This window comes from uncultured Streptococcus sp. (assembly GCF_963521865.1).
Taxonomy (GTDB): domain Bacteria; phylum Bacillota; class Bacilli; order Lactobacillales; family Streptococcaceae; genus Streptococcus.
The window spans coordinates 1-10,344 of sequence record NZ_CAUQWY010000045.1; the positions used below are offsets into that span (position 1 = coordinate 1).

At 41.2% G+C, this 10,344-nt stretch carries 12 protein-coding genes; 11 read left to right on the forward strand and 1 reads right to left on the reverse strand.

Annotation, left to right across the window (positions count from 1 at the left end; translation table 11 throughout):
* Positions 1-281 precede the first annotated feature (281 nt).
* The 9 genes from RWO85_RS08910 to RWO85_RS08950 all read left to right on the forward strand — a co-directional run bounded on the left by RWO85_RS08910 (position 282) and on the right by RWO85_RS08950 (position 6,253).
* Positions 282-785, forward strand: a complete 504-nt coding sequence (locus tag RWO85_RS08910; RefSeq protein WP_314415403.1) for a GNAT family N-acetyltransferase — start codon at positions 282-284, stop codon at positions 783-785.
* Between the two features lie 81 nt (positions 786-866).
* Positions 867-2,267: a bifunctional Cof-type HAD-IIB family hydrolase/peptidylprolyl isomerase gene (locus RWO85_RS08915; protein ID WP_314415405.1), complete on the forward strand. Its 1,401-nt coding sequence runs from the start codon at positions 867-869 to the stop codon at positions 2,265-2,267.
* Between the two features lies 1 nt (position 2,268).
* Positions 2,269-2,631 carry a S1 RNA-binding domain-containing protein gene (locus RWO85_RS08920; protein ID WP_000689605.1) on the forward strand — a complete coding sequence of 121 codons (363 nt, stop codon included), beginning with the start codon at positions 2,269-2,271 and terminating at the stop codon, positions 2,629-2,631.
* Positions 2,632-2,683: 52 nt separating this feature from the next.
* Positions 2,684-3,433, forward strand: a complete 750-nt coding sequence (locus RWO85_RS08925; RefSeq protein WP_314415406.1) for a tRNA1(Val) (adenine(37)-N6)-methyltransferase — start codon at positions 2,684-2,686, stop codon at positions 3,431-3,433.
* Positions 3,423-3,722 carry a GIY-YIG nuclease family protein gene (locus tag RWO85_RS08930; protein WP_314415407.1) on the forward strand — a complete coding sequence of 100 codons (300 nt, stop codon included), beginning with the start codon at positions 3,423-3,425 and terminating at the stop codon, positions 3,720-3,722. The genes RWO85_RS08925 and RWO85_RS08930 overlap by 11 nt, the downstream gene beginning before the upstream one ends.
* 70 nt (positions 3,723-3,792) lie before the next feature.
* Positions 3,793-4,728 carry a manganese-dependent inorganic pyrophosphatase gene (locus tag RWO85_RS08935; RefSeq protein WP_314415409.1) on the forward strand — a complete coding sequence of 312 codons (936 nt, stop codon included), beginning with the start codon at positions 3,793-3,795 and terminating at the stop codon, positions 4,726-4,728.
* 86 nt (positions 4,729-4,814) lie between these two features.
* A complete protein-coding gene (locus tag RWO85_RS08940) occupies positions 4,815-5,327 on the forward strand; it encodes a YiiX/YebB-like N1pC/P60 family cysteine hydrolase (RefSeq protein WP_314415410.1) in 513 nt (170 codons plus the stop codon).
* Positions 5,311-5,961 carry a DUF1803 domain-containing protein gene (locus RWO85_RS08945; RefSeq protein ID WP_314415411.1) on the forward strand — a complete coding sequence of 217 codons (651 nt, stop codon included), beginning with the start codon at positions 5,311-5,313 and terminating at the stop codon, positions 5,959-5,961. The genes RWO85_RS08940 and RWO85_RS08945 overlap by 17 nt, the downstream gene beginning before the upstream one ends.
* Before the next feature lie 100 nt (positions 5,962-6,061).
* Positions 6,062-6,253 carry a CsbD family protein gene (locus RWO85_RS08950; RefSeq protein ID WP_000051182.1) on the forward strand — a complete coding sequence of 64 codons (192 nt, stop codon included), beginning with the start codon at positions 6,062-6,064 and terminating at the stop codon, positions 6,251-6,253.
* Between the two features lie 46 nt (positions 6,254-6,299).
* Here RWO85_RS08950 and RWO85_RS08955 read toward each other — a convergent pair whose 3' ends face one another.
* Entirely contained in the window at positions 6,300-7,745 is a 1,446-nt protein-coding gene (locus RWO85_RS08955) for a UDP-N-acetylmuramoyl-L-alanyl-D-glutamate--L-lysine ligase (RefSeq protein WP_314415412.1), read from the reverse strand.
* Positions 7,746-7,850: 105 nt separating this feature from the next.
* On the opposite strand from RWO85_RS08955, the gene RWO85_RS08960 reads away from it, so the two are divergent.
* Positions 7,851-9,476: a polysaccharide biosynthesis protein gene (locus RWO85_RS08960; protein ID WP_314415414.1), complete on the forward strand. Its 1,626-nt coding sequence runs from the start codon at positions 7,851-7,853 to the stop codon at positions 9,474-9,476.
* A gap of 192 nt (positions 9,477-9,668) precedes the next feature.
* Positions 9,669-10,344: ABC transporter substrate-binding protein (locus RWO85_RS08965; protein ID WP_314415417.1), on the forward strand; the 676-nt coding region annotated here is incomplete at its 3' end.

Below are 10,344 nucleotides of genomic sequence, written 5' to 3' on the forward strand. Positions count from 1 at the left end.
AAATAGGCTCCATAATATCTATAGGGGATTTACCCACTACAAATATTATAGAACCCTTTTTTTCAGGTCCGGGCGGACCTCTTTTTCACGAGCCTTGAAATGAGAGAGCGAGTTTGGGTCCGGGCGGACCTCTTTTTCAGACCCGGTTGGGTCTTTTTTCACGAGCCTTGAAATGAAAGAGCGAGTTGGGGTCCAGTGGACCTCTTTTTCACGAGATAGTTTTTTTCTGACTTTGGCGTGCTATAATGGTAATAGAAAGAGTAAAGGTGGGTAAGTCAAAGATGAATTGTACGATTAGAAATATGATTAAGTCTGATATTGAATCCTTATCTCATGGATTTATGAATCAAGGTTGGCATGGTAGAGAGGAAATTTTGGCTAGATATTTTCTGGAACAGGAAAGTGGGGAGAGAGAAGTCTTAGTTGCAGAGATTGATGGTGCTGTAGCGGGCTACATTACCATTTTGCCCTCTGCTAAACACGGGCCTTTTGCGTCAATCTGTCCAGAGCTTTCAGATTTCAATGTGTTTGAACCATTTAGAAATAAAGGCATAGGCAATAGGCTCTTAGAAAAAGCGGAACAAGGAGTTAAGCGTTTTTCTGGTAAAGTATGTCTAGGTGTAGGTTTGCACTTGGGGTATGGTCCTGCCCAGAGATTGTATATCAAACGAGGCTATATTCCAGATGGGACAGGTGTCTGGTATAGAAATAAACCCTTGGAAATGAATGCAACTAGCCAAAATAATGATGATTTGGTTTTGTATCTAGTAAAGGAATTCGGATAAGAGACAAGGACTTTATTGGGGATGTGGGATTTAGCTACTTTATGGTATAATGGAAAGAGTTAGATTGAAAGAGGTAGTGAGATGGATGCCAAATTAAGATACAAGGCAAAGAAGATTAAGATTGTCTTTTTTGATATTGATGATACATTGAGGAATTCAAAGACAGGTTTTATTCCAGCTTCAATCCCAATTGTTTTTAAGCAATTACGTGAGAAAGGAATTTTGACAGGTATTGCTTCTGGACGAGGGATTTTTGGTGTCGTGCCAGAGATTCGTGATCTCAATCCTGACTTTTTTGTGACCTTAAATGGGGCTTATATCGAAGATAAAAAAGGTCAGGTTATTTATCAACATCAGATTGAGAAGTCAGATGTTGAGGAGTATATCTCTTGGGCCAAGCAAGAGGGAATTGAGTATGGTTTGGTTGGGAGTCATGATGCCAAGTTGTCGACTCGCACCGATATGATTAGTGAGGCTATCAATCCAATTTATCCTGATTTAGATGTAGATCCCGATTTCCACGAGAAAGAAGACATCTATCAGATGTGGACTTTTGAAGATAAGGGAGATGACTTGCACTTGCCTGACAGTCTCTCAGACAAACTTCGCATGGTTCGTTGGCATCAACATTCGTCTGATATTGTACCGATTTCAGGCTCCAAAGCGACGGGTGTGGAAAAGGTTGTGGAACACCTTGGCTTGAAACCAGAGAACGTCATGGTTTTTGGAGATGGCCTCAACGACTTGGAACTCTTTGATTATGCTGGAATCAGCGTTGCAATGGGAATTTCTCATGATAACATCAAAGAAAAAGCAGATTATATTACAAAAACATTAGAAGAAGATGGCATTTTTGATGCCTTAGAAGGATTTGATATGGTAGAAAAAGAATTGCATTTCCCACAAGTAGACATTGAAACAGTAGAAGGTCCTCTTGCGACTATTAAGACCAATCACGGAGACTTGCGTATCAAGCTCTTCCCTGAACATGCTCCTAAAACAGTTGCTAACTTTGTTGCACTTTCAAAAGATGGCTACTATGATGGAGTCATTTTCCATCGTATTATCAAGGACTTTATGATCCAAGGTGGAGACCCAACTGGAACTGGTATGGGTGGCGAGTCAATCTACGGCGAATCATTTGAGGATGAATTCTCAGAAGAACTTTACAATATCCGTGGTGCCCTTTCTATGGCTAATGCTGGTCCAAATACTAACGGCAGCCAGTTCTTTATCGTGCAAAATCAACACCTGCCATATTCTAAGAAAGAAATTGCGCGTGGTGGTTGGCCAGAACCGATCGCAGAAATCTATGCCAACCAAGGAGGAACTCCTCATCTAGACCGCCGTCACACTGTATTTGGTCAGCTAGCTGATGAAGCATCTTACGCTGTTTTAGATGAAATTGCTGCTGTTGAGACAGGAGCTATGGACAAGCCAGTTGAAGATGTCGTGATTGAAACAATTGAAATCGAGGACTAAGATGAAAATCGGTGATAAGCTAAAGGGGCGTATTACAGGGATTCAGCCCTACGGTGCCTTTGTTGAGCTAGAGACGGGTGATACGGGGCTGATTCACATTTCAGAGATTCGGACAGGGTTTATTGAAAATATCCAAGAAGCCTTGAAAGTCGATGAAGAGGTTCAGGTTCAGGTAGTGGATTTAGATGAATTTACAGGGAAAGCTAGTCTTTCTATCCGCACTTTGGAGGAAGAAAAGCACCAGTTTCCGAGACGGAGACGCTTTTCAAGCGACCGTTTTAACTATGGCTTTGCGCCTCTTAAACGAATGATGCCAATTTGGACCAAGGAAGCCCTTCAACATTTGAAGAATCAGAAGCACTAGTTAGAAACCTCTATCTTTTGTAATGTTAATATAAATTTGCTATAATAAGACCATGGAAGAAGAACAATTATTAAAATCGGGGGAGCGCATTAACCAGCTCTTTTCGACAGATATTAAAATCATTCAAAATAGAGAGGTTTTTAGCTATTCGGTGGATAGTGTTCTCTTGTCATGTTTTCCACGTTTCCCTAAGAAGGGCTTGATTGTGGATTTCTGTGCTGGGAATGGAGCAGTGGGACTTTTTGCTAGCACTCGGACTCAGGCACAGATTTTGGCTGTTGAGATTCAGGAACGTTTGGCGGATATGGCTGAACGCTCTGTCCGTTTGAATTCTTTGGAAGAGCAGATGGAAGTCATCTGTGATGATTTGAAAAATATGCCTTCTCGTATACAGGGAAGTAAGGTGGATATGATTTTGTGTAATCCGCCCTATTTCAAGGTGGATCCTCATTCCAATCTGAACGAGAGTGAACATTATCTCTTGGCGCGACACGAAATCACGACTAATTTGGAAGAAATCTGTCGTAGTGCCCAGAGTATTCTCAAGTCTAATGGGCGTTTGGCCATGGTTCATCGTCCTGATCGACTTCTGGATATTTTGGATACGTTACAACGGCATAATCTAGCCCCTAAGCGCCTGCAGTTTGTTTATCCAAAAAGAGAAAAGGAAGCGAATATGCTCTTGATTGAGGCTATCAAGGATGGCTCGACAAGCGGCTTTAAGGTATTACCACCTCTCATTGTTCACAATGATGATGGCTCTTATACGCCTGAACTCGAAGAGATTTATTATGGATCATAAGGCTTATATGTATGTGCTGGAGTGCCGTGACGGATCCTACTATACAGGCTATACGACTGATGTGAGAAGACGCCTCGCTGTTCACAGTAGTGGGAAGGGAGCCAAATACACACGAGCACGCTTGCCAGTCAAACTTATCTATGCTCAAGGTTTTGCCAGTAAGGAAGAAGCCATGTCAGCAGAAGCCCTTCTCAAGCGTAAGAAGAGGTCACAGAAGGAACAATTTTTATCTGAAAATCAAGATAGAAATTTACTCAGTTATTTTGAAGAATCGTGGGGAGTCCTTTGACTCCTCTTACTTTTGTCAAAAAGCGAAAAAAATGCTACAATAAAGAGAATAAACAAAATGAGGTATTATCATGTCTAAGATTCTAGTATTTGGTCACCAAAATCCAGACTCAGATGCCATCGGGTCATCTGTAGCCTTTGCCTACCTTGCAAAAGAAGCTTACGGTTTGGATACGGAAGCTGTTGCCCTTGGAACTCCAAATGAAGAAACAGCCTTTGTCTTGAACTATTTTGGTGTGGAAGCACCGCGTGTTATCACTTCTGCTAAAGCAGAAGGCGCAGAGCAAGTTATCCTGACTGACCACAATGAATTCCAACAATCTGTATCAGATATCGCTGAAGTAGAAGTTTATGGTGTTGTGGACCACCACCGTGTGGCTAACTTTGAAACTGCAAGCCCACTCTACATGCGTTTGGAGCCAGTTGGATCAGCGTCTTCAATCGTTTACCGTATGTTCAAAGAACATGGTGTAGCTGTACCTAAAGAGATTGCTGGTTTGATGCTTTCAGGTTTGATTTCAGATACCCTTCTTTTGAAATCACCAACAACACACCCAACAGATACAGTCATTGCTCCTGAATTGGCTGAATTAGCTGGTGTAAACTTGGAAGAATATGGTTTGGCAATGTTGAAAGCTGGTACAAACTTGGCTAGCAAATCTGCTGATGAATTGATTGACATCGATGCTAAGACTTTTGAACTCAACGGAAATAATGTTCGTGTTGCTCAAGTAAACACAGTTGACATCGCTGAAGTTTTGGAACGCCAAGCAGAAATTGAAGCTGCAATGCAAGCTGCTAACGCAGCAAACGATTACTCTGACTTTGTCTTGATGATTACAGATATCGTCAACTCAAACTCAGAAATCCTAGCACTTGGTGCTAACATGGACAAGGTAGAAGCAGCTTTCAACTTCAAACTTGAAAATAACCACGCTTTCCTTGCTGGTGCTGTTTCACGTAAGAAACAAGTGGTACCTCAATTGACTGAAAGTTTTAATGCCTAAGATTTTGAGTGTTAATTCAAATTAGGAAAGGCTAGTTTGCCTTATATCGAAAGGAGTTTCGGCTCCTTTTTTTCTAGGAGTGAAGTATGTTAGAAAATGGCGATTTGATTTTTGTGAGAGATGAGTCGGACATGGGACAGGCTATCCAGACTTCCACAGGCAACTATAACCATGTTGCCATTTATTTGGATGGGATGATTTACCACGCTAGTGGAAAGGCTGGTGTAGTCTGTCAAGAACCAGCAGACTTCTTTGAGTCCAATCATTTGTACGACCTCTATATTTACTCAGAAATGGATATCAAGTCTGTAAAGGAAAAAGCTTGCAAACATCTAGGGGCTCCCTACAATGCTTCTTTCTATCCAGATGGAGCTGGTTTTTACTGTTCCCAGTATATGGCAGAAACCCTACCGATTTTTGAAACCATTCCCATGAAATTTGGTGATGGGGAGCAGGACATTAGTGATTTTTGGAGAGAGTATTACAGAGAACTAGGTCTGCCTGTTCCTTTGAACCAGCCGGGGACCAATCCTAGTCAGTTGGCAGCATCGCCTCTGTTAGAATGTAAAGAAAGGAATCTTCATGATTCAGATTTTTAATCCATCTCGTTTGACGAGACAGCCATTTTTTGGAGAATTGATCCGCTATCTGGACCAGCATGATGATGTGATTTTAAGGGAAATTAAGGCCAAGTTTCCAGATGTAGCAGTTGATAAACGCATGGAAGAGTATATAAAGGCTGGTTTGATTCGTCGGGAAAATAAGCGTTATTACCTCAATCTTCCTATGCTTGAAACACTCGATAGTCTCGAACTGGATCAAGAGATTTTTGTCAGCGAAGCTAGTCCGACCTATCAAGCCTTGTTGGAGCAGCGTTTTGAGACAGAATTACGAAATCAAACCAATGCTGCTATTTTAGTTGAAAAGACGGACTTTGCGCGGACTAAAATGACCCTTTCCAATTATTTCTACAAGGTCAAATATCAGTATCCTTTGACAGAAAAACAGCAGGAACTTTATGATATTTTGGGAGATGTCAATCCTGAGTATGCCCTCAAGTATATGACGACTTTTTTGCTAAAATTTCTCAAAAAAGATCAACTGATGCAGAAACGACGTGATATCTTTGTGGACAGTTTAGTTGTCCTAGGTTATATTGTCCAAAAGGAAGATGGAAAGTATGAATTGGCCGTCGATTTTGACAAGGAGAGATTAACTTTCTACTTGGTCTGATTTCTTGTTTCTGAGCACATTGTTTGACTTTCCTTAGTATTCGGTATAAACTGTATGTAACCGGTAACACATATCGGAATAAACTAAAGGAGACAATCATATGTCACTTGAAAACAAATTGGAACAAGCAACAGGCGCTATCAAAGAAGGATTTGGTAAAGTTACTGGAGATGGCAAGACTGAAGCAGAAGGCGCTGTAGAAAAGACAGTTGCTAAGGCAAAAGAAGTAGTTGAAGACGCTAAAGGTGCTGTAGAAGGTGCCGTTGAAGGTTTGAAAAACGCTTTTAAATAAAGATAGAAAAAATCAAGGGTTCCATTTCCCTTGATTTTTTACTATCTTATAAATAATTTTCTGCGACGGCTGCATCTCCTGGATAGGCTTCTTTCTTGCCTTGAACGATTTGGTAGCAATCGGCTCCCTTACCAGCAATAATGACAGCATCTAATGCTTGACTTGTGATAGTCATCGCTGCCTTGATGGCTTCTTGGCGATCCGCAATTTTTTCAACAGGATGATTGATATAGCTACTAATTTCATCTGCAATGGCCATTGGATCTTCATGGTTGGGGTCATCAGCAGTCAGAAAGACTTGAATCTCAGGGTGTTGATTGAGAAGGAGGCCAAAGTCCTTACGACGACTTTCTCCCTTGTTTCCTGTTGAACCCAGAACCAGAGCAATCTTTCCTGTTTGATGAGTTTCTACAACATTGATGAGTTTTTTTAGACTATCCCCATTGTGGGCATAGTCGATGAAGACCTTGGCTCCGTTTTTCTGCGTGAGGACTTCCATACGACCAGGAACTCGGGTTGCCGCGATTCCTTTTTTGATGTCCTCAAGACTGGCTCCGAGACGAAGGCAAGCAAGCCCAGCAGCGACTGCATTTTCTTGGTTGAAGTGGCCAATGAGTTGGATATCATAGTCCCCATCTAATTTCCCACTAGCTGAAAAGCTAAAGGCTTTGGAATTCTCGATTTGGTTACTTGACTGACTACCATAGAAATCATGGTCTTGATCTGCCACTTGTTCTTTCAAGACAGAAAAGTGGTCCATGTCACTGTTAATGATGACTGCTCGGCTATTTTCCATCAAGAGACGTTTGTGGTAGAAGTAGTCTTCAAAGCTAGGGTGTTCAATCGGACCGATATGGTCGGGGCTGATATTGAGGAAAACTCCCACATCAAAGGTTAGGCCATAGACACGTTTGACCAGATAGGCTTGACTGGAGACTTCCATGATGAGGTGGGTACGGTCATTTTTCACAGCTTGATGCATCATATCAAAGAGGTCAATACTCTCAGGGGTTGTCAACGCTGATTTAAAGAAAGTTTTACCATCTAGAGTTGTGTTCATAGTTGACAACATTGCAGGTCGGTGACTTTGAGATAAAATGTTATAGGCGAAGTAGGCTGCTGTTGTCTTACCCTTAGTACCAGTAAAGGCAAGGAGTTTGAGTTTTTCCTGTGGATTGCCATAAAATTCCATGGCAATCAAACTCATGGCTTTCTTGATATCGCTGACGATAATGGCAGGAATAGCAACTTCATAGTCCTTTTCAGCCACATACCAATCGAGTCCTTGAGAGATAGCAGAAATCAGGAATTCCTTCTTAAAGGCAGCACCTTTAACGAAAAAGAGGCTCTTCTCTTTAGCCTTGCGACTGTCATAGCAGATGGTGTCAAATACGACATGACTGTAGTTGTAGTGATAATGTCCTTGGTCGATAATCTCACGGAAGAGATCATCTTTCTTTAAAATATCTAATACGGTTTCAATCTTTATCATACTTTCTATTTTAAACCGAAAGTCGTAAATTTACAAGTGACAAGGAAAAGTTTATAATGGAAGATGAGGAGTTTTTCCTAGTTATCAAAATTGAATGAGGAATCTATGTCGCACGAAAACAATCACCAGCAGACCCAGATGTTACGGGGGACTGCTTGGCTAACGGCTAGTAACTTTATCAGTCGCCTACTCGGGGCTATTTACATCATCCCCTGGTATATCTGGATGGGATCTTATGCAGCTACAGCCAATGGTCTCTTTACCATGGGCTACAATATCTATGCCTGGTTCTTGCTGGTTTCAACAGCGGGAATTCCAGTTGCGGTGGCCAAGCAAGTGGCCAAGTACAATACCATGCGAGAAGAGGAGCATAGCTTTGCCCTGATTCGGAGCTTTTTAGGATTTATGACAGGACTAGGTATAGTTTTTGCCCTAATCTTGTATGTCTTTGCTCCTTGGCTAGCAGACTTATCTGGCGTGGGCAAAGACTTGATCCCAATCATGCAGAGTTTAGCTTGGGCGGTCTTGATTTTCCCTTCTATGAGTGTCATTCGAGGCTTCTTCCAAGGGATGAATAACCTGAAACCTTATGCCATGAGCCAAATCGCTGAGCAGGTCATTCGTGTTATCTGGATGCTCTTAGCTACCTTTATGATTATGAAAATGGGCTCAGGAGATTATCTAGCAGCGGTTACCCAATCAACCTTTGCGGCCTTTGTCGGTATGGTAGCCAGTTTTGCAGTTTTGATTTATTTCCTTGCTCAAGAAGGATTACTTAAAAGAGTCCTTGAAACAGGGGATAAGATAGATAGTAAGCGTCTCTTGGTTGATACCATTAAGGAAGCCATTCCTTTTATTCTGACAGGGTCTGCTATCCAGCTTTTCCAAATCTTGGACCAGATGACCTTTATCAATAGTATGAGTTGGTTTACCAATTATAGCAATGAAGACTTGGTTGTTATGTTTTCTTATTTTTCAGCTAATCCTAATAAAATCACTATGATTTTGATTTCTGTTGGGGTTTCAATTGGGAGCGTCGGCTTGCCGCTTTTGACTGAAAACTATGTCAAGGGGGACTTGAAGGCGGCTTCTCGTCTCGTTCAGGACAGCATCACTATGCTTTTCCTATTCTTGCTACCAGCAACTGTTGGAGTGGTCATGGTAGGAGAACCTCTCTATACAGTCTTCTATGGCAAGCCAGATAGTTTGGCTATGGGATTGTTTGTCTTTGCAGTTTTGCAGTCTACTATTTTAGGCTTGTACATGGTCTTGTCTCCAATGCTTCAGGCCATGTTCCGCAACCGCAAGGCTGTTCTCTATTTTATCTATGGTTCGATTGCCAAGCTAGTCTTGCAACTTCCAACCATTGCCCTCTTCCACAGTTATGGCCCTTTGATTTCTACAACCATCGGTCTCATCATTCCTAACGTCTTGATGTATCGGGACATTTGTAAAGTAACTGGTGTCAAGCGCAAGGTAATTTTGAAGCGAACCATTTTAATCAGTTTGTTAACGCTTGTTATGTTTATTGGCGTAGGTGCCATACAGTGGATACTTGGATTTGTTTTCCAACCAAGTGGACGTTTGTGGAGCTTTCTTTATGTAGCCCTTGTCGGTGCCATGGGTGGAGGAGTTTACGGAGTTATGAGTCTTCGTACCCATTTGTTGGATAAGGTGATTGGAAAAGCCCAAGCAGATCGCTTACGAGCAAAATTAAGAATTTCTCAATAATTTTTTATAAATAAAAGGAATAATTTGAACGTTTCTATCAAGGAATGATTGAATTATTCTCTTTTTTATTATTTTGTAGAATAATTTCTATAGTTTGTAGATGGAATGATTAATTTTTTTTAAAAAAACTATTGACTAAATAAAACACGAGTTGTATAATAAGACAAATATTTAAATCAGGAGGTTCTGGAGATGAAAAAGTCTAAGGCCAAGTATGCAACGCTTGCAGGTGTCGTGTTAAGTGCAGGTATTTTGTTAAGTGCCTGTGGAAATTCTAGTACAGCGTCAAAAACATATAACTATGTTTACGTAAGTGACCCATCAAGTTTGAACTATCTAGCAGAAAACCGTGCAACAACCAATGATATTGTAACCAATCTGGTAGATGGTCTCATGGAAAATGACCGATATGGGAACTATGTCCCGTCCTTGGCAGAGGATTGGAGTGTTTCTCAAGACGGTTTGACCTATACTTACAAACTGCGTAAAGATGCTAAATGGTATACTGCAGATGGAGATGAATATGCTCCTGTTACTGCCCAAGATTTTGTCACTGGTTTGAAATATGCAGCTGATAAAAAATCAGAAGCCTTGTACTTGGTGCAAGAATCCGTAGCAGGTTTGGATGACTACATTAACGGTAAAACAAGCGACTTTTCAACTGTCGGAGTTAAGGCTCTTGATGACCAAACCGTTCAATATACTTTGACACGACCAGAATCTTACTGGAACTCAAAAACAACCTCAACCATTCTCTTCCCCGTTAATGCGGATTTCTTGAAATCAAAAGGGGATGATTTCGGGAAGGTAGACCCATCTAGCATTTTGTACAATGGACCTTTCTTGATGAAATCCTTTGTTTCAAAAT

What these genes read in the sequence shown, in the direction of transcription:
- RWO85_RS08940 (WP_314415410.1), top strand. Translation starts at nt 4,815, where the DNA reads ATGTTAGAAAATGGCGATTTGATTTTTGTGAGAGATGAGTCGGACATG.
- RWO85_RS08950 (WP_000051182.1), top strand. Translation starts at nt 6,062, where the DNA reads ATGTCACTTGAAAACAAATTGGAACAAGCAACAGGCGCTATCAAAGAA.
- RWO85_RS08955 (WP_314415412.1), bottom strand. Translation starts at nt 7,745, where the DNA reads ATGATAAAGATTGAAACCGTATTAGATATTTTAAAGAAAGATGATCTC.
- RWO85_RS08930 (WP_314415407.1), top strand. Translation starts at nt 3,423, where the DNA reads ATGGATCATAAGGCTTATATGTATGTGCTGGAGTGCCGTGACGGATCC.
- RWO85_RS08910 (WP_314415403.1), top strand. Translation starts at nt 282, where the DNA reads ATGAATTGTACGATTAGAAATATGATTAAGTCTGATATTGAATCCTTA.
- RWO85_RS08915 (WP_314415405.1), top strand. Translation starts at nt 867, where the DNA reads ATGGATGCCAAATTAAGATACAAGGCAAAGAAGATTAAGATTGTCTTT.
- RWO85_RS08925 (WP_314415406.1), top strand. Translation starts at nt 2,684, where the DNA reads ATGGAAGAAGAACAATTATTAAAATCGGGGGAGCGCATTAACCAGCTC.
- RWO85_RS08920 (WP_000689605.1), top strand. Translation starts at nt 2,269, where the DNA reads ATGAAAATCGGTGATAAGCTAAAGGGGCGTATTACAGGGATTCAGCCC.
- RWO85_RS08960 (WP_314415414.1), top strand. Translation starts at nt 7,851, where the DNA reads ATGTCGCACGAAAACAATCACCAGCAGACCCAGATGTTACGGGGGACT.
- RWO85_RS08935 (WP_314415409.1), top strand. Translation starts at nt 3,793, where the DNA reads ATGTCTAAGATTCTAGTATTTGGTCACCAAAATCCAGACTCAGATGCC.
- RWO85_RS08945 (WP_314415411.1), top strand. Translation starts at nt 5,311, where the DNA reads ATGATTCAGATTTTTAATCCATCTCGTTTGACGAGACAGCCATTTTTT.